Origin of the sequence: Nocardioides sp. (genome assembly GCF_035703625.1) — a bacterium.
Lineage (GTDB): Bacteria > Actinomycetota > Actinomycetes > Propionibacteriales > Nocardioidaceae > Nocardioides.
Genome location: NZ_DASSXS010000189.1, coordinates 24,003 through 47,672, shown reverse-complemented (window position 1 = coordinate 47,672; position 23,670 = coordinate 24,003). Strand labels below are relative to the sequence as shown.

Sequence of the window (23,670 nt, the reverse complement as noted above, 5' to 3'; positions counted from 1 at the left end):
AGCGGTGACCCGAGGATGGCTGTGCCCGAGGACGGCGACGTTGTTGACCATGTCGAGGTAGGCCCTGCCCGACGTGTCGAACAAGTGGTGGCGCCAACCACGTTCGATGCGGGGTGGGCGCGCGTAGTAGTGCTCCTGGACGCGAGCCACGACGGCGTCGCGTCGAACGAGGAGCTCGTCGCCGGAGCCGGTCGACACCTCGGGCGTGGACCCGTCGAGTCCGGGCAGGCCGACGAGCGCCGCGGCGTCCGGCGACAGCGCCCGCCAGGCCCTCGCGACAGACGGCTCCGCCAGTTCCGGCGCTGCCACCCCGGCGGGCGTCAGCTGCACGTGGACGCCCGCGGGCAAGGCGTCCGCCCCACTGGTGGCCCCGATGACCTGGCCGACGGCGTCGCCCGCTCGCACCTGGGCTCCGGTCTCGACCGAGGGCCGTATCCCGGCCAGGATCACGTCCGCGACCCCGCTGCGCAGCACGACACCGTCGTTGCGCACGTCGGCGACATGGCCGTCCGCGGGCGCGCGGACGACCGTGCCCCCGGGAGCGAAGGCGTCGCACCCCAGGTGCACGCTGCGCACCTCCCGGGCAGTGTCCGGCACGACGAGCGGCAACCTGGCCCCGCCACCCGCGACGCCGTAGCCGTCCAGCAGTGCCGACTCGACCGCGGTCCGCGTCGCGGCCGGGTCCGTCCAGGTGGCCGCGGGCAGCAGCGTCGTCGTGACCGAGAGGTCGATCCGTGGAGTGTTGTCGGGCACCTCCACGACGGGCCGGGCTGGCCGCCACGCAGCGACCCTGGCCGCCGTCGCGCCTGCGTCCATGCCGACTGAGTGCCGCAGCGCGACCTCGGCCAGCGGGAACGGCACCGCCGCTGCGCGGTCGAGGATCAGCCAGTCGTAGGGCTGCTCCTCGCGGGCGTAGTCATTGTCCGGATCAGCCGCGAGAATGTCCTCGACGCTCGTGGCCAGAACGCTGGCCCGGGCCGCGACCAGCGGCCACACCGCGGCGATCTCCGGCTCGGCCAGGGGCGTGATCGAGTGAAAGCCCGCGACGACCGCGCACGCGTCCATCAGCGGCGACCGTCCCTCCCGCGCGAGCAGTGAGCTGATCGCCGTGGCCAGGTCGGCGACCAGCCAGCTGCGTACGACGTCGCCGAAGTCGATGACACCGCTCGGCGTGAGCCGACCCGTCCCGTCCCTCGTGGCGACCACGTTGTAGTCGGCCAGGTCGGCATGAACGACCTGCATGCGCAGGTCACCGGCCAGCGGAGCGAGGGTGGCCCAGGCCCGGTCGCTGAGCTCCGAGGCGTCCGCGCGCCGGCGGGCGTCGGCCACCGAGCCCAGCAGTCGCTCCACCACGCGTGCCGCGTGTCGGCTGTCGTACTGCAGGGGCCGGTCTGCAGCAGGGTGGTCGAACGTGGCCAGGGCTGCCGACATGCGCGCGACGAGCGCCCCGAACCTGCCCAGCACCTCGTCGCCGATGTATCCGGCGTCCGAGAACATCTCGCCGGCCACGAAGGTGAGCAGCCGCACGTGGTGGTCGGTCCCGCGGATCGGCACCCTGACCAGCTCGGTCCCGTCCAGCGCCGGGACCGGGACGGGGACCGCCAGGCCGGTGCCCGCGCCGTGGACGTGCTGCATCGCCTTGTTCTGCAGGTCGAGCACGTCCGCGCCGAACGCCGGATTGGCGATCTTCAGCACGTAGCTGCTGCCATCTGTGCTGCGCACGCGCAGGTTGGTCTCCTGGTTGGAGCCCAGCGGCTCAGCGGCACCGTCGACCCCGAAGATGTCGCGGACAAGGGCGACGGCCTCGTCGGGCGAGACCTGCGTGGCGGGAGGAGTCTCACCCCAGAACGGCGCACTCATTCCACGACAGTATCCCCGCCGGAAGAGCCACCCTCGTCATGAAGTCGCGCTGGGAGGAGGACTCGATGTGAGCGCTTCCCACATCCTCCAGCCGGGACTCGCGGGAGCCGAAGGCTCTGGTGCGAAGCGGGTTGAGCAGCACCACCTTCCCGAGGGTGGACCCGACGAGCTGGCCAACGAGACGCTGGCATTCCTGCGCGGTCGACCCGGACGCTCCTCCTCGGTCAGCGGGTGAACCGCGGTCTCCCCGTCGAACACTGGGGTCCTCTCCTGGTGGGCGCGTGAAGCCGGCCTGACGACGCAAGCACAGCGCCGGGCACTGCGAACCCTGCGACGCCGGACCCATGACCTGCTCGACGAGCGTGGGCTCAGTGCCAAGCCGGTCGCGCCCACGGCGGTTGTCGACGTCTCACCCGCTGCCGTGACCGATGCGGCCACCGCAGAGCCCACTGCTGGGGGCGACCATCATGGCGCGGCGCGGGCCACGCACGCCCGGGACCAACCTCGAGTCCCGGTCGGAGGCTGCGGTGACGCCAGGAGGACTGTCGGGGACCTCGGCGACCAGCGACCGACCTTGCGGACGTCCTCACAAGTGCGGCGCGCTCCCCAACGCTTCACGCAACCATTCAGGAATGCGGGCCGCTCGATTGGTCCAGGAGACGCGTCTCTTCGGCAACGGCCCCCCGCAGAGACGCGGCTCGCGGGGACCGCGGCGCACGGTCAACGAATAGCGCCACCGGGTGCGCCGCTAGCATCGTGTGGGCAGCGCTCGGCGCGACGCCGAGTCAACGAGTCTCCGATCTGGTGAGGAACCGCGGCCATGGGCGCACATCACCCGCGGCACGCGGCGCCGGAGAGCGGGCAGCTGCGCCGGATCGCCGTGGCGGTGGTTGCGCCGATCGCGGCCATCACCCTGGCCGCGATGATCTGGCTGTGGCCCGCGGACGGTATCACCGTCCCGGAGCAGTCCGGCTCGGCCGATCAGGTCAGCGGACAAGTCACCGCCATCGATCAGCAGCCTTGCCCCGAGGATCTTCCGGACGACGTCAACGGGTGCGGGACAGCGCAGGTGCGGGTCACCGCCGGAACCGACGAGGGTCGGGAGGTGACGACGCCCTTGCCCAACGGTCCGGGTGCGCCCAAGATCGCCGAGGGCGATGAGGTCGTACTGATTCAGACCACGAGCCCCGATGGCGACGCATACGCGATCGTCGATCACCAGCGCGGCAACGAGCTGTGGATCCTCGTGGCAGCGTTCGTCTTGGCACTTGTTGCCTTCGGACGCTGGCGCGGCGTCACCGCGCTGGCTGGCCTGGCAGCGACGTTCGCACTGTTGCTGTTCTTCGTGGTGCCCGCGATCCTGGCCGGGGAGCCGCCGCTGCTCGTGGCGATCGTCGGATCTGCCGCGATCGCGCTGACGGTTCTGTACCTCACCCATGGATTCGCACTCTCCACGACGGTGGCCGTGATCGCTACCCTGGTCAGCCTCGCCCTCACCGGTGTGCTCTCCGCGGTCGCCGTCTCCGCACTGCACCTCAGCGGCATCACCGACGACATCACCACGTCGCTCGGCACGACGCACCCCGTCAACATGGAGGGCCTGCTGCTTGCCGGGATCGTGATCGGCTCACTCGGCGTGCTCGACGACGTCACCGTCACCCAGGCCACAACCGTGACCGAGTTGGCGCGGGCCAACCCGGCGTACGGCGTCGGGCAGCTCTACCGTGCCGGCAGCCGCGTGGGGCGCTCCCACATCGCCTCGGTGGTGAACACGATCATCCTTGCCTACGCCGGCTCGTCACTGCCACTGCTGATCCTCATCGTCGCCAACAACGACTCCCTCGGTGGCGTCGTGACCGACCAGATCATTGCCCAAGAGATCGTGCGTAGCGTCGTGGCCACGCTCGGACTGATCGCAGCGGTCCCAGTGACCACGGGACTCGCCGCGCTCACGTTTCGCAAGGCAGCATGATCGGATCCGTCGAGCGGAGGACAGCCGCGTCCTCCCAGCCGAGGACAACGAGCACAACCCGCGCCTCGCAGCTGGCGATGTCGAGCCCGAACGCGACCAGGGCGTGCAGCTGGAACCCAGCGGCGCCTCCGCCATCAGTCCGGCGTCGGGCTGGAAGGGCCAGGAACGAGCGGTACCAGACGGAGACGCCCCGCTACCGTCGGCCACGAACACCCGCCGCCCGCCGGGAGCGCTACGCGGCATGAGGCGATGCAAGAGCGACCCACGCGACCTCCGACAGGGGTACCGTGTCGGCGTGGAAGGGCTTGCCCCAAACCTCGGGATGGCTCCCCGGCTCACGGCGCGGCCGGGGCTCAGGTTGCTGTCCTACCTCGCACTTCTGCCGGCTGGCACCCTGGAGCTCGAGGCCACGGTGGCCAGGGCGGTCGCGGAGAACCCGTTCCTCGAGCGCCGCGCCTGGCGCACCTGCCGGACCTGCGGCCTGGCCACCGTCGCCGAGCGCTGCCCCGCCTGCGCCACCCCCGCGTGGGAGTCCGAGCCCGTGGCACCCGCCGACTGGCGCGCCGACCTGCTCGCCGACGTCCTGCCCGACCTCCCACGGCCCCACCACGGTCCGACTCGCCTCGTCGTCGCGGCCCTGGACGACCACGGCCTGCTCCCTCTCCCGCCCGACCTCCCCGCTGACGTCCTCGCCGAGGTCGTCACCGCGCTGCGCGCCGCCGGCCCCCCGGGCATCGCCGCCTCGTCGCCGACTGACTGCGTGCGGGTGCAGGCCCACGCCCTGGTGGCCGACGGCGAGGCGACCGAGACGCTCGCGCACCTCGTCGACGACTGGCTCCCGGCCGTCGCCGAGGGGCGGTACGCCGACGTCGCGGACGCCCTCGGCGTCCCCGAGCCCGAGGTGCTGGCGGCGGTCGACCTCCTGCGCGCACGCACTCGTCCGTTCGTCGCCCTCACCTCGCCCGCGCCGCGCAGCGCGCCCACCGACGTCGTCTTCGTACGCCGTCACGGCGCCCTCGTCGCCCACGTCGCCGATGCCGCGGGGCTCGGACTCGCGCGCGCCGCCGACGACCTGCCGCCCGGCCCCGAGGCCCGCGCCTGGGCCGCACCTCACCGCGACGCCGCCGACCGGCTGCTGGCCGCCGTGACCGCACGCCACCGGATGCTCCAGCGGGTCGCCGACGTGCTCGCCGACCGGCAGCGCGACTTCGTGCTCCACGGCGCCGAGGCCCACCGCCCGGTGCGCCGGCGCGAGGTCGCCAGCGCCCTCGACGTCCACCCCTCCACCGTCGGCCGCGCGGTCGCCGGGAAGGTGGCCCGCTGTCCCGACGGCCGGGTCGTGCCGCTGGCGGCGTTCTTCGGCGCGGTGACCTCCACCCGCAGCCGGGTCGAGCAGGCCCTGCGCGACCACCCGGGCGCCAGTGACGCCGAGGTCTCGGCCGCCCTCGCCCGCACCGGCAAACCCCTCGCGCGCCGCACCGTCGCGAAGTACCGGGCGAACGCCGCTTCGCACCCCGCCTGACGTCGACGGGAAAGGCGAAGGCGCGTTCGCACTCGCCGGCAGGGCCGAGGCGGGGCAGGGTTGGCACGGAACTTGCATGGGTTCGGACGAGACCTGTTCGTCCGAGAGGGGAGACCCCATGCACGACATCGACCGGGCCATGTTCGAGCTCGAGTCCGAGACCGGCGAGATCGGCCACGAGACCTACGAGATCCACGAGGCCAACCAGTACGAGGCATTCGAGGCCAGCCACGAGGCCGAGGCGCTGGAGATGGAGATGGCGACCCGGCTCCTGGAGGTGAACAGCGAGGAGGAGCTCGAGGAGTTCCTCGGCAGCCTGGTCCGCTCGGCGGCCTCGGCGGCGCGCAGCTTCGCCGGCTCGGCGACCGGACGCGCACTCGGCGGCGTCCTCAAGAACGCCGCCCGCCAGGTGCTGCCCCAGGTCGGCGGCATCGTCGGCTCCGCCCTCGGCGGCGACGTCGGCGGGCAGTTCGGCACCCGAGCCGGGCGGTGGCTCGGCAGCCAGTTCGAGCTCGAGGCCCTCTCCCAGGAGGACCGCGAGCTGGAGGTGGCCCGCGCCTTCGTCCGCACCGCCCGCGACGCCGCCCGGATCGCCGTCCGGACCGGTGGCCTCCCGCCCCACCAGGCCGCCACCGCAGCCGTCGTCACCGCCGCCCGGCGCAACCTGCCGGGGCTGGTCCCCGTGATCACCAGCCTGCCGCCCACCGGCTCCCGCCGCGGCGGCCGCTGGGTGCGCCAGGGCCGCCGGATCGTCGTCTACGGCGCCTGACCCCCACCCCACCGAGCCCGTCCCCACCCCACACGACAGGAGAAGCACCGATGAGCATCCACGAAGCCTTCGAGTTCGAGCAGCCCGAGCTGAACGAGGCCTACGAGACCTACGAGTCCTACGAGCAGCCGGAGCTGCACGAGAGCCACGAGGCGTTCGAGTCCCACGAGTCCTTCGAGTCCGAGGGCGAGCTCAACGAGGCGCTCGAGATGGAGCTGGCCCAGGAGCTGCTCGAGATCACCAACGAGGCCGAGCTGGAGGAGTTCCTCGGCAGCCTGGTCAAGCGGGTCGCCCGCGGCGCCGGCTCGTTCATGCGCTCCGGGCTCGGCAAGGCCGTCGGCGGCGTCCTCCGCAACGTCGCCAAGACCGCGCTCCCCATGGTCGGCTCGGCGCTCGGCTCGTTCGTCGCCCCCGGCCTGGGGACTGCGATCGGCGGCAAGCTCGGCAGCATGGCCGCCAAGCTCCTCGAGGCCGAGGAGCGCGAGTCGATGGGCGAGGCCGAGGCCGAGCTCGAGGCCGCGCGTCGCTACGTGCGCTGGGCCAACGGCACGGTCCGCACGGCCATGCGTTCCCCGTACGGCGTGCCGCCGCGCATCGTCGCCCGGAGCGCGGCCGTGGCCTCGGCCCGTCGCTACGCGCCCACCCTGCTGCGACCGGCGTACGGCCAGCGCTCCGCGCAGTGGCGCTCCCGCCGCGGCCCGGGCTGGGCCACCCAGCGCCCGGTGTGGGACCCGGCGCCCTACCGTCCGCGGTCGACCTGCACCTGCGGCGGCTCCGGCAACGGTGACGTCGAGCCCTTCGACGGCGACCAGGGCTACGAGCCCGAGAGCCACGAGGCGCACGAGATGCACGAGTCGCACGAGTCGTTCGAGACCGGCGCCGCCGCGGGCCGGTGGTACCGCCGCGGCGGGCGCATCGTCCTGGTCGGGGCCTGAGGACCCCGGCGAGCGACGAGCGAAGGACACCGTGATGGACCCGCGCCGGCCCAGCTCCTCCCTCCTCGAGTCCGAGGCCCGGGGGCTGCTGGCCCGCCTCAACCAGCTCCGGCCGCTGGCGCTGCACGAGACCATGGTCCCGGCGGCGGCGCTGCCGCCGCGCGCCGCGCTCGACATCGAGCGATTCCTCCACTCCGGCCGGGTGCTGCTGCGCCGCCAGGTGCGCGACTACCTCGCCTGGCTGAGCGGTCCGGGGCGCCAGGCCCCGCCCTCGGAGCAGCAGCGCCGCTTCGTGGCGATCCGGATGCGCTTCAACGCCATCCTCAGCCAGTTCGACATGTTCACCGAGGTCGTGACCCAGCGCAGCGAGAACCGCACCGGCACCTGGCTGTCGGGGCTCGACGTGCTGGCCGCCGACGCCCTGCGGTTCAGCCCGCTGGTCACCGACCCGCCGCCGCTGGTCTGCTACCTGGCCCGCGGCCCCGGGGCGGCGATCCGACGGGCGAAGACCAAGATGCCCGGCGGAGACCTGAGCCCAGCGGCGATCATCCGGGTCCCGCGGGAGCGGATGGTCGGGCACGGCATCGCCTCGTCGCTGGTCCACGAGGTCGGCCACCAGGGGGCCGCCCTGCTCGGCCTGGTCGAGAGCCTGCGCCGCGACCTGGCGGCCCGGCGCCCGGCCGGCGCCGCGGAGCAGGCGGTCTGGAAGAGCTGGGAGTCCTGGATCTCCGAGATCGTCGCCGACCTCTGGTCGGTCGCCACCCTCGGCATCTCCTCCACCCAGGGGCTGCTCGCCGTGGTCAGCCTGCCGCGGTTCTTCGTCTTCCGGCCCTCCGGCGACGACCCGCACCCCATCCCGTTCGTCCGGCTCGTGCTGTCCACGCACATCGGTGAGTCGCTCTACCCGCACCCGCAGTGGGCCCGGCTCCGCGCGACCTGGGCCGGCCTCTACCCCCTGGCCGGCCTCCCGGCCGAGCGGCAGCGAGAGTTCGGCGCACTCCTGGCCGGCATCCCGGCGTTCGTCCGCGTGCTGCTCGCGCACCGCTCCCCCGCCCTGGGTGGGCGCACGCTGCGTGACGCGTTCCCGGTCCGGGAGCGGACGCCGGAGCGACTCCTGTCCCTCCACGCCGCCTGGCGCGGCGACCTGGGCCTGATGGCCCGGCAGCGTCCCAGCCTGGTCTTCGCCGTCGTCGGGCAGGCTCGCGCGGCCGGCCGGATCACCCCCGAGGCCGAGAGCGAGCTCATCGGCACCCTGCTCCGGGCGTGGGCGCTGCGCAGCACCCTCGCCACCTCCGAACAGATCACCACCAGCCGGCGCGCGCTCCTGCGCGCCTCATGAGAAGGAGTCAGCATGTCCAACCAGATCCGGCCCCAGTACGAGGTGCTGGTGGCCTCCGACCACCAGATCCTCGAGATCGGCGTCGAGAGCGCCGTCGACACCTTCACCTGGGTCGTCGTGGACTCGCGCGGCAAGGCCGTCGTCCACCGGACCATGGACCGCGGCGAGAGCGGAGAGTTCTCCGTCACCGTCGGCGCGGACGAGAAGGACGAGCTCTGGGCCGACAGTTCCATGGAACGTCACTTCCCTCAGGGTGACTACCGGGTGCGGCTCTACCACGGTGCCCCCAACCTCCGGAACACGACGTACTCCGGACAGTTCGGCAAGCTCGACCTGCTCGACGAGGACGCCTTCTCCGTCGTGTCGGAGCCCCAGCAGTCCGCCACCGAGGGCGACGACTCCGACATCGGGGAGCCCTTCCGAGTGGAGCTGGTCCGCGGCGGTCCCGAAGCCGTGACGCTGCGCTCGTCGCCGGTCAGTTTCCAAGGCTTCTCCGAGTACCTGCGCAAGCGCCAGCACGAGGGCGGCCCCTTCGACAAGGCCAACTCCTGGCCGGCCTTCGGCGACGGTCCCTACCGCGCGATCCGCGACGCGGCGCGCGAGTACGTCGGCCGGTCGACCGTCCACTCGTTCCACGACCTGGTCCCTGCCGGCTACCTGGAGGGCAAGCTCGACGAGACCGCCGCCCAGTTCCCCCGGATCGGCCTGCCGCGGGACGCCAAGACGGCGTACCTCCCCGCCGTCGAGCTGCTCTACAACTACTGGCTGGAGCAGGGCGGCCTCGTCCAGACGCTCCTCGAGATCCTCGCCCGGTTCCAAAACCGCAGGAACCGCGGCCGCGCCCCACTCGACCGCTTCGACGTGACCCCGCTGATGCCGCTGCGCAACAAGCTGTGGGGCTACGCCGAGGACGAGGTGCACCGGATGACCGTCCGTCGCCGGGCCGTCGAGTACGAGTACGAGTACGGCCTCTCGTTGATCGGACGCGCCGTCCCGCGGCCGAGCACGGTCGTCGAGCGTCGCCACGGCTTCCTCGAGGCCTTCCACCAGGTGCTGTTCCTGGCCCACCGGTACTTCAAGGAGCTCGACGACCTCACCGTGCAGGCCGACGCGTTCCCGCTCTACCGGGCGCTGCGCGACTGCCACATCGTGCTCTCGCAGGGCACCCAGAACCAGTACGGCGAGATGGCGGTCGCGGCCCGCGCGGAGTTCCTCGTGATGCAGAGCATCCTGGCCGAGCCGCAGATGCGGGAGTTCCTCGGCGGGCGCCCGATGACGCCCTACCCGGAGCCCTGGATGGACCGGGTCGACGCGATGAAGAGCATCCAGGGCTGGACCGACGTCAGCATCATGCACTTCAACGACCTGGCCGTGATCGGCGAGCAGCTGGTGCTGACGATCCGGCTCGGCTCGTGGGCCGACACCGGCGTCAACGGCACCCACGCGGCGACCTGGGCCCAGGCGTTCCGCTCGGCGATCCAGCAGTACGCCGCGGCGTACCGCACCGCCACCGGCGTCGACCTGTCGCGCGAGCCCAACGCCCAGCCGCCCGCGATCCTGCTGGCCCGGCGCGCCTCGGGCGGCCGGGCCCCGGCCTGACCCGGGCCGGGCGGGCGCAGGGAGGGTGACGTGGACGCGGGGCACCGGCAGCTCGTCGTGGACGCTCACGTCCACATCGGGACCGGCGACGGGCTCCGTGGCCCCTGGGACACCGAGGCCCCGCTGTCGCTCTACCTGCGCCGCGCCCGGCCGGCCGGCATCCGTGGCGCCGTGATCATGGCGCCGCTGACCTCGGACTACCCACGGGCCAACGCCGACGTCGCCCGGATCATCGCGAGCCGGCCCGGCCTCCTCGGCTACGTGTTCGTCAACACACGGGCCGAGGCGGGCCGGGTCGGCGAGCGGGTCGCGGCGGCCGTGCGCCAGGGCTTCTGCGGGATCAAGGTCCACGCCCACGATGCGCGGATCACCCGCGAGGTCGCCGAGGCGGCGCGGCGGTGGTCGCTGCCGGTGCTCTACGACCCGGCCGGCGACACCGCGACCGTCGAGATGGTGGTGCGCGCCTACCCCGACGTGGCCTGGGTCGTGCCGCACCTGTCCTCCTTCGCCGACGACTGGAAGGCGCAGTGCGCGTTTGTCGACCAGCTGGTCCGGCTGCCCAACCTCTTCACCGACACCTCGGGGGTCCGCTACTACGACCTGCTCGAGGACGCCGTGCGTCGAGCCGGGCCCCGCAAGGTGCTCTTCGGCAGCGACGGCCCCTTCCTCCACCCGGCGGTCGAGCTCGCGAAGGCGCGGGTCCTGCCCGTGGACCGGGACGGGATGGCGCAGGTCCTCGCCGGCAACGTGCTGCGCCTGACCCGGCCGGCGCGGGCCCGCTTCCGGGCGCGCTCCCGGGCGCGTCGCAGGCGCCGGAGGGCGGCATGAGCAGCGGGCTGCGCGACCTGCGGGCCCCGCTGATCGCGCTCTCCCACGCGCTGCACCGCCACCCCGAGACCGCCTGGCGCGAGCACGCGTCCAGCACTCGGCTGGCGCACTTCCTCGCCGATCGCGGGCTGCGCGTCGAGCACCCCGCCCACGGGTTGCCGACCGCCTTCCGGGCCACGGCCGGCGACACCGGGCCGCTGGTCGTGCTCTGCTGCGAGTACGACGCCCTGCCCGGCCTCGGTCACGCCTGCGGCCACAACGTGGTGGCGGCCGCGGCCGCCGGGGCGGGTGCGCTGCTGGCCCCGCTGGCCCGGCGCCGGGGCGGCCGGGTCGTCGTGCTCGGCACGCCCGCCGAGGAGGGCGGCGGGGGCAAGGTCGAGCTCCTGCGCCGGGGGGCCTTCGCCGGCGCGGCCGCGGCGCTGCTCGCCCACCCCGGGCGGGAGGACCGGGCGCGTGCGGTGTTCCGCGCCGCGGCGGCGTACCGGGTGGTCTTCCGGGGGCGGGCCGCCCACGCGGCGATGGCCGCGGCCAGTGGGCGCAACGCCCTCGACGCCGCGGTCCTGGCCTACGAGGCGCTCGGTGCGGCGCGGTCCCGGCTGGCACACGGTGACCTGCTGACCGCCGTTCTCCCGCGTGGAGGCGTCGCACCCAACGTCGTCCCCGACCTGGCCGAGCTGCGGGTGATGACCCGGTCGGCCACGACGGCCGGCCTCGACCCGCTGGCGTCCGCCGTCGACCGGGCCGCCCGGGCCGGAGCCGTGGCCACGGGCTGCTCGGTGACGGTCACGCCGGAGGGCCCGCGCTACCGCGAGCTGCGGACCGACCCGGCCCTGGCGACGTACGCCGCGCGCCACCTGCGTGCCCTCGGCCGCCGGCCGCGCGCGCCCGGGCCTGACGACCTGACGGTGGCCGGCAGCACCGACCTGGGCAACGTCAGCCACGTCGTGCCGACCGCCCATCCGAAGCTGTCGATCGGCGACGTCTCGCCGCACTCGCGGGCGTTCGCCCGGGCCGCGGTCTCCCCCGCCGGCGACCGAGGGGCGCTCGACGGCGCCCGGCTCCTGGCCCGCGTCGCCCTCGACGTCTGGGCTCCGTCACGAGGAGGTCACCTATGAGCCGACGCACCACCCCGCCCACGAGGGCGCGCAGCTGGAGCCCGCCCGTCGCCACGCTCGCCCCCCGGATGCGCGGCTTCCGACTCCACGACGTGATCGCGGAGATCAAGCCGCACACGCCCGGTGGCATCAACGCGGGGGTCACCCAGCTGAAGAGCCGGGCGAGCGCCATCCGCAAGAGCGGCAGGGATCCGCGGACGTTCCGCTACCACCTGGTGACCTACCGGCAGGTCGACGGCGACCCGAGCCGCTACGACACCTACGTCTCCGACCCGCGCACGGTCGACCAGACGGTCTTCGGGTCGCGGAAGCCGGACTTCCTGAAGATGAGCGCCAAGCCGTTGCACGTCCCTCGGGCCGTCGACCGGATCGCGGTCTACCAGTGCCCCACGATGCTGGGCAACGCGCTGGAGGATCCGATCCGCCGGAGGTACGCCGCCTGGATGCGGCTCACGCAGGGCAAGACCGGTTTCCGCCTCGAGGCCAAGACGTCGGCCCAACAGACCGGTGCGGATATCAAGCAGCGCGAGCTGGTGGCGTTCCTGCGCGAGCTGGCAGCCGAGCTCGAGGCGGAGATCTAGGCATTGCGCGTGGCGCGCCGGCGGAGCTGGATCGCGCGGTCGGTGACGCCGAGCAGGGCGGCCGCCTCGCGGACACTGCCCCTGCAGTCGGCCAGGGCGGCCTCGACGGCGACGTCGCCGACCAGGGTCTTCACGTCGGGGAGGGTGAGCCCGGCCGCCAGGCAGGCCCGGATCGCCCGCTCCACGGCCTGGCGCGCAGGGACCGCGGGCGGGTCGTGGGCGGGATCGGGCCGGTAGCGCGGTGGCACGTCGCCCGGGGTGACGGCGCCCGGACCGGTGTGCCGCGCTGCGACGGCGTACGCCAGCTGGCGGAGCTCGCGGACGTTGCCGGGGAACGACCGCTCGTGGAGCAGCTGGAGCACCGGTGGCGCGACGTCCACGTCGCGGCCCGACGCCTCGGCGACGAAGTGGCGGAAGAGCGGCTCCAGGTCCTCGTCGCGCTGCCGCAGCGGCGGCAACCGGACCACGCCGGATGCGATCCGGTGGTAGAGGTCGCTGCGGAACCGTCCCTCGCGCTGCTCAGCCTCGAGGTCCCGGTTGGTCGCGCTGACGAGGCGGAACCGGGTGCGCGACCACGCGTCGCCGCCGACCCGCTTGTAGGTGCCCTCCTGGACCACGCGGAGGAGCTCGGCCTGGAGGCCGGACGGGAGCTCGCCGATCTCGTCGAGGAATAGCGTCCCGCCGTCGGCCGCGGCGAAGGCGCCGGCGCGGGCCCGGTCGGCCCCGGTGAAGGCGCCCTTCTCGTGGCCGAAGAGCTCGCTGCCCGACAGTGACGGCACGATCGTCGTGCAGTCGACGACGACCAGGGGGTCGCCCTCCCGCCCGGCGACCGCATGGACCAGCCGGGCGGCCACCTCCTTGCCGGTCCCGGTCTCGCCGACGATGAGGATCGGGCCGGTCCCGAAGACCGCGAGCTCCACCAGGTCCACGAGCGCACGGTGCAGGACCGGCGAGCCGCCCAGCATCACCGAGCTCACGCGCGGCTCGGCCAGTAGCCGGTCCACGGTCCGCCATCGCTCGAGCCGGGCGACGACCTCGGCGACGGTGTCCTCGCCCGTCCAGCTGACGACGTCATCGGCTCCCTGCGCGAGCAGCGTCCACGCCGTGTACTGCCTCGGGCCGCGGCCCACGGACACGACCAGCGTCCGATCGCCGTCCAGGACCGCCGTGCCCTCGTCGCCGTTAGCCAGGACGACCCTGTAGTGGTCGTCGTGCTCGCCGAACCCGCGGGTGTCGAGGGCCTGGCGCAGGAGGTCCGCCTCGACTCCGCCCGAGCACCCGACAACACTCGCCACTGCCGTCCCGATTCGGTTGTGGTCCTATGCTGCAGCTCCCGACGCAGCGACCCGATCCTCTCAGGGCGACCGGCCCGGTCCTAATAGCCCGGACGGGCGGTTGTTGGTGGTTATTGGTGGGTCTTCCGGACGTCCGGTGGCCCGAGTCCACGCCATTTGTGCCCGATTTGTGCCCGCGCGGTCGGATCAGCCAGGATCCGAGCTGCACCGCGCCTGCCGACGCGGTGTTCCGACCCGCAACGGCACTTGGCAACAGGTCAACAACGTCGAGCGCCGTCGGCGCCAGATCCGCAAAGACAGCGGGCTGGACTGGGTCACGCCGCACACCTTCCGCAAGATGGTGGCGACCTTGATCTGGGAGCGCGTCGACGCCGAGACCGCCTCTCAGCAGCTCGGCCAGTCCTACCCCGCCATCACCCGCGAGTTCTACCTCTCCAGGCCGGCCACTGCCGCCGACGGCGCGCACGTGCTTGATGAGATGGCCGAGCCGGATCCGGCGGGCGGCCCGAGTACTTCGGGAGCAGGTGGGGAACAGGCCCATGTGGTTCCAGATGAAGACGGCCCCTGACCTACTTCCGCAGGTCAGAGGCTGGTTTTCGGTCGGGCTGACAGGATTTGAACCTGCGACCCCTTGACCCCCAGTCAAGTGCGCTACCAAGCTGCGCCACAGCCCGAATGCCTTCCGTGGAAGGCCGCGTGCACACTATCGCAGCCGGCCGGACGAGGCCGTATCGGGATCACCGCACCTCGGCGCTGTCCCCCGAGACCTTCATGCGGGAGGTGTCGACCGCGACGAATGCCGACGCCGGGATGGTCTTGAGCTCGGCGATCAGCCGGTCGGGCCAGTTCGGGTTCCGCTCCCCCTGGAAGAACCACGGGGACCCGTTGTCGGCCAGCACCAGGCCGTAGCGCTTCATCGCCCGGATCACCGCGCGTGCCGCGGCGCCGTACCCCTCGGCCGAGAAACCCTGGCGCAGGCGGAACCTCGCCCCCATCGGCGGGTACGACGCCCCGTCCTGCGACCCGGCGTCGTGGCGGGCCGGCCACACGTGGGCCCGGCGGGTGATGTCGGTGGTGAACCGGATCGCGTGGTTGACCTTCCGGTCCCGCACCTCGTTCCAGCGCAGCAGCCCGGGCAGGATGGGGAGTCCGGCGGCGTCGGCGGAGGTCCACCCGTCCGGACGCAGGTCGTTGCCGCGCAGCGACCAGGTGGCGCCGGAGCCGGCGTACCACCGGCCGTCGCGCCGGCGGGTGGCGTAGGTCTCGAAGAGCCGGCAGGACCCGCGGTCGACGATGATCGCGTGCCGGTCGCCGCTGGAGCTCCGTCCACCCTCGATCCTGGTGTCCCTGCCGAGCGGGTACCTCACGTGGTCGCTCTCGTCGGCGTAGGTGAACCGCACCCGCACCCTCCGGTGATCGTGCGGGACGACGGTGATCGGGATGCCGTAGTCGGTGCCGCCCGCGTTGGGGCCGAAGTCGGGGTGCAGGTCGCTGCCGGGCGACATGTGCGAGAGCCACTGGTCGCTGCGGGCATGGACCGGAAGGTCCCGGATGTCGGCGCGCCAGTAGTTGTCGACCGGGAAGGTCTGGCAGGTCGTGCCCGCGATGGGTCTCGCGGCGGCTCCCGAGGGAAGGCAGAGCGTGAGCGCCAGGACCAGTGCGACCGAGAACCGCATGGCCGCCAACCTAACGCTTGCGCCGCTCCCGAGGTCGCTGCTGCAGCACGATCGGCGTGCCGACGAACCCGAAGTCCTCACGCAGACGACGTTCGAGGAACCGGAGGTACCCCGCGTCCAGCTTGCCGCTGGTGAACAGGATGAACGTCGGCGGGGCGACCGAGGACTGGGTTCCGAACATGATCTTCGGCTGCTTGCCGCCGCGGACCGGGTGGGGGTGCTCGGCCACCAGTCGGCCGAGGAAGGCGTTGAGCGCTCCCGTCGTGATCCGGGTCTCCCAGCCCTCCAGTGCCTTGTCGAGCGCCGGCACCAGCCGGTCGACGTGCCACCCGGTGCGGGCGGTGACGTTGATCCGCGGCGCCCACTGGACCTGCACCAGCTCGCGTTCCACCTCGCGCTCGAGGTAGTGGCGGCGCTCCTCGTCGACGAGGTCCCACTTGTTGAACGCCACGACCAGCGCTCGCCCGGCCTCGCGCACCGTCTGGAGGATCCGGACGTCCTGCTCGGAGATCGACTGGTCGGCGTCGAGGACCAGCACGGCCACCTCGGCCCGGTCGATCGCGGTCGAGGTCCGCAGCGACGCGTAGTACTCGTGGCCGGAGGCCTCCTTGACCCGCTTGCGGATCCCGGCCGTGTCGATGAACCGCCAGGTCCGCCCGCCGAGCTCGATCAGCTCGTCGACGGGGTCGACGGTGGTCCCGGCGACCTCGTCGACGACGACGCGCTCGGCCCCCGCCAGCTTGTTGAGCAGCGAGGACTTGCCGACGTTGGGCTTCCCCACGATCGCGACCCGACGCGGGCCACCGACCTCCCCCAGCCGTTCGGGAGGCGTGTCCGGCAGCGCGGCCAGCACGGCGTCCAGGAGGTCGCCCGAGCCCCGTCCGTGCAGGGCGGAGACCGGGAAGGGCTCGCCCAGCCCGAGGTTCCACAGCGCGTGGGCCTCGGTCTCGGTGCGCAGGTCGTCGACCTTGTTGGCGGCCAGGACGACCGGCTTGCCCGACCGGCGCAGGATCCTCACCACGGCCTCGTCGGCGTCGGTGATGCCGACCGTCGCGTCCACGACGAAGAGCACGGCATCGGCCAGGCTCGCGGCGATCTCGGCCTGGCCCGCGATCCGCTCGGCCAGCCCGCGGGCATCGGGGTCCCAGCCGCCGGTGTCCACGACGGTGAACGCGCGCCCGTTCCAGTTGGCGTCGTACGACACCCGGTCGCGGGTGACGCCCGGGACGTCCTCGACCACGGCCTCGCGACGGCCCAGGAACCTGTTGACCAGGGTCGACTTGCCCACGTTCGGACGGCCCACGACCGCCAGGACGGGGACCGGGCCCGGCGGCACGGCCGGGCTGGGGCTCGAGTCGCTCACGAGGCGTCCCGCTCGATGACGCCGGTGGCCGGGTCGGGCTCGACCTCGGCCCGGGGCAGGGGCCCCGGCAGCTGCTGCCCGGTCGTGGCCAGGGCCTCCTCGAGGGTGGCCACCAGGTGCTCGCGGAGCCTGATCGAGACCTCCTCGACCCGGGCACGGGAGCGGGGCCACGGCAGGGGGTCGACCGCGAGCGGACGGCCGAACCAGATGTCCACCGTGCTGCCCCTCGGCGGAACCGAGTCGGTGTGCCCGCCCGGCTCGCGCGTGCCGAGGAAGATCACCGGGACCACCGGTGCGCCGGTCACCAGGGAGAAGTACGCCGCGCCGCGGTGGAAGCGTTCGAGGTCCCCGGGGCCCCGGCGCCCCTCCGGGAAGATGCCGACCGCGTGGCCGTCGCGCAGGACACGCACGCAGGTCTTCACGGCGTTGGGGTCGGTGTGGAAGCGGTCGAGGGGCAGCTGCCCGGCGCCGCGCAGCAGCCGCCCGAGGCGGCCGCTGAACATCTCGACCTTGGTCAGGGCGTGGACCGGCTGGGGCGCGAAGATCACCATCAGCGGGCCGTCCATGACGCCCGTGTGGTTGCCGGCGAAGATCACCGGCCCGGCGGGGACGTGCTCCCGGCCGTGCACCCGGATCGAGAGGCGTCTGCGGAGCACAGCCCGCGCCAGCGGCCGGAGCACGATCATCATCGCCCGGCGCGGATGCCGGATCCGGTCGCTCCGGGGCCAGTCGGTGTGGCGGGTCGCGGTCACGCCGTCGTCTCCACGGCCTCGACGAGAGCCACCACCTGGTCGATCACCTCGTCGAGGGTGTAGGCCGTCGTGTCGAGGTGGACGGCCCCCTCGGCCATGGTCAGGGGCGAGGCGTCGCGGCTGGCGTCGATGGAGTCGCGCGCGAGCAGGGACTCCCGGGTGGCGTCGACGTCGGAGCCGCCCTCCTCCGCCGCCCGCCGCTGGGCACGGGCCGCCGGGTCGGCGGTGAGGTAGACCTTGACCTGCGCGAACGGCGCCACCACGGAGCCGATGTCACGTCCCTCGACGACGATGCCGCCGGCGCCGATCGTGTCACGCTGCAGCTCGAGCAGGCGCGCCCGAACCTGCGGCACGGCGCTGACCGGCGAGACAGCGGCGTTGACGTCCGCCGAGCGGATGGCCAGACCGACGTCCACGCCCTCCACGACGATGGACGGCCCCAGCGGGTCGGTGCCGGAGAGGATCTCGGGCTCGCCGACGCGGGCGGCGACCGCCTCCGGGTCGTGTACGTCGACTCCCTCCCGCAGCATCCACCACGTCATGGCGCGGTACATCGCGCCGGTGTCGAGGTAGCGCAGGCCGAGCCTGGCCGCCACGCCACGCGACGTACTCGACTTGCCCGATCCAGAGGGGCCGTCGATGGCGACGACGATGTCGTCCGAGATGGTCTGCACGGCGGGCAGCCTACCTGTGGGTCACCCATCCACGGGATTCGAGAGAGCCCAGCAGATGCTCCGCGCGCCCCTCCTCGACGACCAGCTCCACCAGCCCGACCGGGCGGCCGGGATCGTGGTCGATGTGGACGTCCTCGATGTTGACGTCGCTGGCGCCGGCATCGGCGAAGAGCCGCGCCAGCTCGCCGGGATGGTCGGGAACGGACACGAACACGGACCTGGTCGGCGTCAGCGGGGCGCCGTGCTTGCCGGGGATCGCGCGGGTTCCGGCCACTCCCCTGGCCAGCAGGGCGCCGAGGGCGTTGCGGTCGCCGCCGATCACGGCGTCCTGGAGCGCGTCGAGCTCCTCGCGCACCTCGGCGAGGAGCCCGCGCAGGGCGTCGGCGTTCAGGGCCACGATCTGCTGCCACATGGCCGGGTCGCTCCCGGCCACGCGGGTGACGTCGCGCACGCCCTGGCCGGACAGGGCCAGGTGCTCCTCCGGCGCCCCGGCGAGGCGCGCGGCGGTGAGCACCGCCAGCAGGTGCGGGAGGTGGGAGGTGCGGGCGACGGCGTGGTCGTGCTCCTCGGGGGTCATCCGGACCGCCACTCCCCCACAGGCCGCGGCGAGCTCCTCGACCAGCCGCACGCCGCCCGGATCGGACGTGTCGTGCGGGGTCACCGCCCACGGCCGTCCGTCGAAGAGGGCGGCGCTGGCCGCCAGCGGTCCCGACCGCTCGCTTCCGGCCATGGGGTGGCCGCCGACGTACCGCTCCAGGACGGGTGAGGCGGCAGCGACCCGGAGCGGCTCGGTCTTGACGCTGCCGACGTCGGTGACCGTCGCGCCGGAAGTCTCCAGCGCGTCGAGGATGGCCGCGCCGAGGTGGTCGGGGGGCACGGCGACCACCACCAGCTGGGGCCGGTCCCCGGGCCGCCGCGGACGACCGGCGCCGAGTCCCGACGCGGTGCGCACGTGCTCCTCCGACAGGTCGGTCAGGAGCACCTCGAGGCCGACCCGGCGGCAGGCCAGGCCGACGGAGGTCCCGAGCATGCCGGTGCCGACCACCTCCACCGGCCCGGTGAGCAGCTCAACCACCGTCGGGTACCTCCCGGGTGTGGGTGAGGTCCTTGCGCAGCGCGGCCGCGCCGTGCAGGTAGCAGTGGGTGACCTCGGCCTTGGGCAGCTCGGACTCGACGTGGGCGAGCATGCGGACGACCCGGGGCATCGACCCCTCGATCTCCAGCTCGCGGGCGCAGATCAGTGGCACGTCGCCGAAGCCGAGCTGACGCGCCGCGTACGCCGGGAACTCCGCCACCAGGTCGGAGGTCGCGGTGAAGATGACCGAGATGAAGTCGTCGACCTCGAGCGCGTTGGACTCCATGACGTCGAGGACCATCTCCGCGACCCGGTCGAGCATGTGGTCGCGGTCGTCCCGCTCCAGCTGGGTCGCTCCCCGCACCGCCCGCACCGACATGCGCTCAGGCTAGCGAGAATGAGTCGACGGGCTCAGGCTGTCCACGTCGCCGACGGGGACAGCCTGAGCGACGTGGTGTCGCGCCGCGTCCGCTCCCTATCCCTGGGGCTCCTCCCAGACGTCGTACCGGGAGGCCGAGCCGAGCCGCAGGAACTCCAGGTACTGCTCGTACTGGTCGAGGCAGTCGTGGATCACCTGACCAGCGGTGAACCCCATGACGTCGTAGTCCTGCCCGCCGCCCTCGAGGTGCACCTCCAGCCGGGCGTAGCTGCCCCGGTCGCCGACCTGGCGTCCGCCGTACGTCGGCACGGGCGACTCGGTGACCTCGACCCGGTAGATGAAAGGGTGCTCCTCGGCCGTGGTGCGCAGCTCGGCCCACCGACCGATCGCCCCGTCGCCGGTGCTGACCTCGGCGGCGACGCCACGGGCGCTCAGCTCGGCCGCGACCTCGCCCAGCGCCGGCTCGACCACGTCGGTGAGGTGCCGGGTGGCGTCGTCGGCGTCGACGAAGTTGACCGCGCGGGCGAGCCGGGTCAGCCACACCTCGCGGCCCTCGTGGTGACTGCGTCCCGAGAGCATCGTCGGCACCCTGTGCTGGCCCGAGTCGACCCGTCTGGCCTCGACCTGCAGGGCCCGGAAGAGGCCCCACATCACCAGCACCAGCACGATCGCGAACGGCACCGCGAAGATGATCGTCGCGTACTGCAGCGCGAGGATCCCGCCCACCGCGAGCATGGCGATGGTCAGCAGGCCGGTGACCGAGGCCCAGACGATCCGCATCCACGGCGCGGCGTCCTCCTGCGTCGAGCGCAGCCGTGAGCAGAGGTTGCCCATCACGAGGGCCCCGGAGTCGGCCGAGCTGACGTACATCAGCAGGCCGATGGCGACCGACATGAAGATCATGACGTCCGCGAGCGGGTAGCCCTCCAGCAGCTGGAAGAAGCCGCGGCCGTCGAACTCCTGCGCGGCGGCGGCGAAGTCGGCGTCACCGGACCGCGCCCGGTCGATCGCGGCATTCCCGAAGATCGAGATCCACATGACGATATAGCTGAACGGGATGATCATCGCGCCGAGCACGCACTGCCGGATGGTGCGACCGCGCGAGATCCGGGCCAGGAACTGGCCGACGAAGCAGGCCCAGGCGATCCACCAGGCCCAGAAGAAGAGGGTCCAGAGCCCCATCCACTCCTTGTTGTCGACGAAGGCGAAGGTCTCCAGCGTCTTCCCCGGGAAGGTACGCACGAAGTCGCCGACGTTCATCACGGCCGCGTTGAGGAGGAACGTGGTCCGGCCGGTGAACAGCACCCAGGCGGCGAGGGCGATCGCCAGCAGCACGCTGAGGATCGACAGCATGCGGATGCCCTTGTAGACGCCGCTGACCGCCGAGAGTCCCGCCATGATCACCGCGAGGACGGCCAGCGTGATCTGGGTGGCCAGGCCCATCGGGAGCCCGAAGAGCATGTTGAGCCCGACGTTGAGGAACACGACGCCGATCCCCAGGCTGGTGGCGATCCCGAACACCGTGCCGAGCACCGCCGCGGTGTCGACCGCGTGGCCCAGCCCGCCCTCGACCCGCTTGCCGAAGATCGGGTAGAGCACCGAGCGCACGGCCAGGGGCAGCTCCGCCCGGTAGGCGAAGTAGGCCAGGGCGAGTCCCATCAGCGAGTACAGCGCCCACCCGGTGATGCCGTAGTGGAACAGCGTCCAGACCGTGGCCTCCCGGGCCGCCACGACCGTCTCGGGCTCGCCGATCGGGGGCGCCATGTACTGGCTCATCGGCTCGACCACCGAGTAGAACATCAGGTCGGTGCCGATGCCCGCGGCGAAGAGCATCGAGGCCCAGGAGAAGGTCGAGAACTGGGGCCGCGAGTGGTCGGGACCGAGCCGGACCTGGCCGTGACGGGAGAACCCGAGGTAGAGCACGAAGACCAGGACCACGGTCGTCAGTGCGACGTAGAACCAGCCGAACCCGGTGGTCACCTGGGTCACCACCGCGGTGATGGCGGCCTCGGCGCGCGTGGGCGTGATGATCGCCCAGACGGCCAGCAGGGTGACGGCCAGGACGGAGGGCAGGAACACCTCCCACCGTGCCGGCGCCCCGGACCACCGGCTCTTCCTGGCCGGCGTGTGCTCGACGGGTTCGTCCACGGGACGGGTGTCGGTGCTCATCGGGTCTCTCCTGTCGGGTGGGCGGAGCGTGCGCCGGCGGCGCTCGGGAGCTCGTGGCGGGCGTCCCACGCGTCGTTGCGCGGGTCGCCCGGCGGGTACGCCGGATCACCGCGGCCGTGGCGGTACCACGGCACCTCGAGCGCGGGCAGGGGCGTGTTGCCGGCGATCAGGTCGGCCGCCTTCTCGGCGACCATCATGACGGGCGCGTAGATGTTGCCGTTGGTGATGAAGGGGAAGACCGAGGCGTCGACGACGCGCAGCCCCTCGGTGCCGTGGACCCGCATCGTCGCCGGGTCGACGACGGCGTCCGCACCGGTGCCCATCCTGGCCGTGCAGGACGGGTGGAGCGCGGTCTCCGCGTCCCGGGCAACCCAGTCGAGGATCTCCTGGTCGCTCGACACGGAGGGGCCCGGTGAGATCTCCCCGCCGCTGAAGGCGGCGAAGGCCGGCTGCTCCAGGATGGTGCGCGCGGCACGGACCATCTCGATCCACTCCTGGCGGTCGCGCTCGGTCGAGAGGTAGTTGAAGAGGATGGACGGGTGCTCGCGAGGATCCCGTGAGCGGATCCGCACGTGTCCACGGGTGTCGGCGTACATCGGACCGATGTGGACCTGGTAGCCGTGGATGCCGTGCTCGGTCTCGGCGGGCTTGCTGCCGTCGTAGCGGATCGCGATCGGCAGGAAGTGGAACATCAGGTTCGGCCACTCGACCTCGTCGTTGCTGCGGATGAAGCCACCGGCCTCGAAGTGGTTGGACGCCCCCACCCCGCGCCGGCCGAACATCCACTCCGCGCCGATGCGCGGCTTGTGCCGGTGGGCCAGCCACGGTGCGATCGAGACCGGCTGGATGGAGGCGTGCTGGACGTAGACCTCGAGGTGGTCCTGCAGGTTGGCGCCCACGCCCGGGAGCTCGACGCGCGGCCTGACCCCGACCGTGGTCAGGTGGCCGGGGTCCCCGATGCCCGCGAGCTGCAGCAGCTGTGGGCTGTTGAACGCCCCGCCGCAGAGGATCACCTCTCCGGCGGTGACCGAGCGCTGCAGCCGGCCACCGCGCACGTAGTCGACGCCCGTGCACCGCTCTCCCTCCATCCGCAGGCCGGTGACGAACGCCAGCACCTCGACGTCGAGGTTCTTGCGGTGCATCACGGGGTGCAGGTAGGCCCGGGCGGCGGAGAGGCGGCGACCGCGGTGGACGTTGCGGTCGAACTTCGCGAAGCCCTCCTGCCGGTAGCCGTTGACGTCGTCGGTCAGCGGGTAGCCCGCCTGCTGCACCGCCTCGAAGAACGCGCCGAACAGCGGCGAGGTGGCCGGACCCCGCTCGAGGACCAGCGGTCCGGAGCCGCCCCGCCAGGCGTCGACCGACGCCAGGCAGGTCTCCATCCGCTTGAAGTACGGCAGGCAGTGGGCGTAGTCCCAGGCCTCCATGCCGGGCTCGCGACCCCAGCGCTCGAGGTCCATCGGGTTGCCGCGCTGGAAGATCATCCCGTTGATCGAGCTGGAGCCGCCGAGCACCTTGCCGCGGGCGTGGAAGACCTGCCGTCCGCCCATGTGCGGCTCGGGATCCGACTCGTACTTCCAGTCGTAGAGCCGGTTGCCGATCGGGTACGGGAGTGCCGCCGGCATGTGGATGAACGGGTCCAGGATGGTGTCGCTGCGGCCGGCCTCGAGCACCAGCACCGAGGTGCCCGGGTCTGCCGACAGCCGGTTGCCGAGCGCGGACCCGGCCGAGCCGCCGCCGACGATCACGAAGTCGTAGTGCTTCACGCGG

General features: G+C 72.7%; 21 protein-coding genes and 1 tRNA gene. 11 read left to right on the top strand and 11 right to left on the bottom strand.

Features of this window, described 5'->3' with window-relative positions:
- On the bottom strand, positions 1-1,860 hold a 1,860-nt coding region (locus VFN12_RS09430), incomplete at its 3' end, for a phosphotransferase (RefSeq protein WP_325118391.1).
- A 67-nt stretch (positions 1,861-1,927) separates the two neighbouring features.
- Here VFN12_RS09430 and VFN12_RS09425 point away from each other — a divergent pair.
- The 10 genes from VFN12_RS09425 to VFN12_RS09380 all read left to right on the top strand — a co-directional run bounded on the left by VFN12_RS09425 (position 1,928) and on the right by VFN12_RS09380 (position 12,520).
- Positions 1,928-2,095, top strand: a complete 168-nt coding sequence (locus VFN12_RS09425) for a hypothetical protein (protein ID WP_325118389.1) — start codon at positions 1,928-1,930, stop codon at positions 2,093-2,095.
- A gap of 585 nt (positions 2,096-2,680) precedes the next feature.
- Entirely contained in the window at positions 2,681-3,832 is a 1,152-nt protein-coding gene (locus VFN12_RS09420) for a YibE/F family protein (protein WP_325118387.1), read from the top strand.
- Between the two features lie 295 nt (positions 3,833-4,127).
- A complete protein-coding gene (locus tag VFN12_RS09415; protein WP_325118386.1) occupies positions 4,128-5,354 on the top strand; it encodes a hypothetical protein in 1,227 nt (408 codons plus the stop codon).
- Between the two features lie 118 nt (positions 5,355-5,472).
- Positions 5,473-6,123, top strand: coding sequence for a hypothetical protein (locus VFN12_RS09410; RefSeq protein ID WP_325118385.1), 651 nt, complete (start codon positions 5,473-5,475; stop codon positions 6,121-6,123).
- A gap of 50 nt (positions 6,124-6,173) precedes the next feature.
- A complete protein-coding gene (locus VFN12_RS09405; RefSeq protein WP_325118384.1) occupies positions 6,174-7,058 on the top strand; it encodes a hypothetical protein in 885 nt (294 codons plus the stop codon).
- 34 nt (positions 7,059-7,092) lie between these two features.
- Complete coding sequence (locus tag VFN12_RS09400) at positions 7,093-8,397, top strand: hypothetical protein (protein ID WP_325118383.1); 1,305 nt, start codon at positions 7,093-7,095, stop codon at positions 8,395-8,397.
- Between the two features lie 12 nt (positions 8,398-8,409).
- Complete coding sequence (locus VFN12_RS09395) at positions 8,410-9,996, top strand: hypothetical protein (RefSeq protein ID WP_325118382.1); 1,587 nt, start codon at positions 8,410-8,412, stop codon at positions 9,994-9,996.
- A 30-nt stretch (positions 9,997-10,026) separates the two neighbouring features.
- Positions 10,027-10,824 carry an amidohydrolase family protein gene (locus VFN12_RS09390; RefSeq protein WP_325118381.1) on the top strand — a complete coding sequence of 266 codons (798 nt, stop codon included), beginning with the start codon at positions 10,027-10,029 and terminating at the stop codon, positions 10,822-10,824.
- Complete coding sequence (locus VFN12_RS09385) at positions 10,821-11,939, top strand: amidohydrolase (RefSeq protein WP_325118380.1); 1,119 nt, start codon at positions 10,821-10,823, stop codon at positions 11,937-11,939. The genes VFN12_RS09390 and VFN12_RS09385 overlap by 4 nt, the downstream gene beginning before the upstream one ends.
- Positions 11,936-12,520 carry a hypothetical protein gene (locus VFN12_RS09380; RefSeq protein ID WP_325118379.1) on the top strand — a complete coding sequence of 195 codons (585 nt, stop codon included), beginning with the start codon at positions 11,936-11,938 and terminating at the stop codon, positions 12,518-12,520. The genes VFN12_RS09385 and VFN12_RS09380 overlap by 4 nt, the downstream gene beginning before the upstream one ends.
- On the opposite strand, the gene VFN12_RS09375 is transcribed toward VFN12_RS09380, so the two are convergent.
- Positions 12,517-13,815 carry a sigma-54-dependent transcriptional regulator gene (locus VFN12_RS09375; protein ID WP_325118378.1) on the bottom strand — a complete coding sequence of 433 codons (1,299 nt, stop codon included), beginning with the start codon at positions 13,813-13,815 and terminating at the stop codon, positions 12,517-12,519. The two genes, VFN12_RS09380 and VFN12_RS09375, sit on opposite strands and share 4 nt — an antisense overlap.
- Positions 13,816-13,951: 136 nt before the next feature.
- On the opposite strand from VFN12_RS09375, the gene VFN12_RS09370 reads away from it, so the two are divergent.
- On the top strand, positions 13,952-14,383 hold the full coding sequence (locus tag VFN12_RS09370; RefSeq protein ID WP_325118377.1) for a site-specific integrase: 432 nt from the start codon (positions 13,952-13,954) through the stop codon (positions 14,381-14,383).
- A 32-nt stretch (positions 14,384-14,415) separates the two neighbouring features.
- Here VFN12_RS09370 and VFN12_RS09365 read toward each other — a convergent pair.
- The 9 genes from VFN12_RS09365 to betA all read right to left on the bottom strand — a co-directional run bounded on the left by VFN12_RS09365 (position 14,416) and on the right by betA (position 23,666).
- Positions 14,416-14,489: transfer RNA gene (locus VFN12_RS09365), tRNA-Pro, on the bottom strand.
- Positions 14,490-14,552: 63 nt separating this feature from the next.
- Positions 14,553-15,491 carry a hypothetical protein gene (locus tag VFN12_RS09360; RefSeq protein WP_325118376.1) on the bottom strand — a complete coding sequence of 313 codons (939 nt, stop codon included), beginning with the start codon at positions 15,489-15,491 and terminating at the stop codon, positions 14,553-14,555.
- A gap of 10 nt (positions 15,492-15,501) precedes the next feature.
- Entirely contained in the window at positions 15,502-16,854 is a 1,353-nt protein-coding gene (gene der / locus VFN12_RS09355; protein WP_325118375.1) for a ribosome biogenesis GTPase Der, read from the bottom strand.
- Positions 16,851-17,606 carry a lysophospholipid acyltransferase family protein gene (locus VFN12_RS09350; RefSeq protein WP_325118374.1) on the bottom strand — a complete coding sequence of 252 codons (756 nt, stop codon included), beginning with the start codon at positions 17,604-17,606 and terminating at the stop codon, positions 16,851-16,853. The genes der and VFN12_RS09350 overlap by 4 nt, the downstream gene beginning before the upstream one ends.
- Positions 17,603-18,280: a (d)CMP kinase gene (gene cmk, locus VFN12_RS09345; RefSeq protein WP_325118373.1), complete on the bottom strand. Its 678-nt coding sequence runs from the start codon at positions 18,278-18,280 to the stop codon at positions 17,603-17,605. The genes VFN12_RS09350 and cmk overlap by 4 nt, the downstream gene beginning before the upstream one ends.
- A gap of 10 nt (positions 18,281-18,290) precedes the next feature.
- Positions 18,291-19,355, bottom strand: a complete 1,065-nt coding sequence (locus VFN12_RS09340) for a prephenate dehydrogenase (protein ID WP_325118372.1) — start codon at positions 19,353-19,355, stop codon at positions 18,291-18,293.
- The gene (gene aroH, locus VFN12_RS09335) at positions 19,348-19,734 is read right to left on the bottom strand and encodes a chorismate mutase (protein ID WP_325118371.1); all 387 of its coding nucleotides are present in this window, start codon (positions 19,732-19,734) and stop codon (positions 19,348-19,350) included. The genes VFN12_RS09340 and aroH overlap by 8 nt, the downstream gene beginning before the upstream one ends.
- A gap of 96 nt (positions 19,735-19,830) precedes the next feature.
- A complete protein-coding gene (gene betT / locus VFN12_RS09330; protein ID WP_325118370.1) occupies positions 19,831-21,903 on the bottom strand; it encodes a choline BCCT transporter BetT in 2,073 nt (690 codons plus the stop codon).
- Entirely contained in the window at positions 21,900-23,666 is a 1,767-nt protein-coding gene (gene betA, locus VFN12_RS09325; protein ID WP_325118369.1) for a choline dehydrogenase, read from the bottom strand. Before betA ends, betT begins: the two co-directional genes overlap by 4 nt.
- Positions 23,667-23,670: the final 4 nt, after the last annotated feature.

Bases quoted from the DNA above. Each gene is read 5' to 3' on its own strand.
- VFN12_RS09420 (WP_325118387.1), top strand. From the start codon at position 2,681: ATGGGCGCACATCACCCGCGGCACGCGGCGCCGGAGAGCGGGCAGCTG.
- VFN12_RS09410 (WP_325118385.1), top strand. From the start codon at position 5,473: ATGCACGACATCGACCGGGCCATGTTCGAGCTCGAGTCCGAGACCGGC.
- VFN12_RS09405 (WP_325118384.1), top strand. From the start codon at position 6,174: ATGAGCATCCACGAAGCCTTCGAGTTCGAGCAGCCCGAGCTGAACGAG.
- VFN12_RS09400 (WP_325118383.1), top strand. From the start codon at position 7,093: ATGGACCCGCGCCGGCCCAGCTCCTCCCTCCTCGAGTCCGAGGCCCGG.
- VFN12_RS09395 (WP_325118382.1), top strand. From the start codon at position 8,410: ATGTCCAACCAGATCCGGCCCCAGTACGAGGTGCTGGTGGCCTCCGAC.
- VFN12_RS09385 (WP_325118380.1), top strand. From the start codon at position 10,821: ATGAGCAGCGGGCTGCGCGACCTGCGGGCCCCGCTGATCGCGCTCTCC.
- VFN12_RS09380 (WP_325118379.1), top strand. From the start codon at position 11,936: ATGAGCCGACGCACCACCCCGCCCACGAGGGCGCGCAGCTGGAGCCCG.
- VFN12_RS09360 (WP_325118376.1), bottom strand. From the start codon at position 15,491: ATGCGGTTCTCGGTCGCACTGGTCCTGGCGCTCACGCTCTGCCTTCCC.
- aroH (WP_325118371.1), bottom strand. From the start codon at position 19,734: ATGTCGGTGCGGGCGGTGCGGGGAGCGACCCAGCTGGAGCGGGACGAC.
- betT (WP_325118370.1), bottom strand. From the start codon at position 21,903: ATGAGCACCGACACCCGTCCCGTGGACGAACCCGTCGAGCACACGCCG.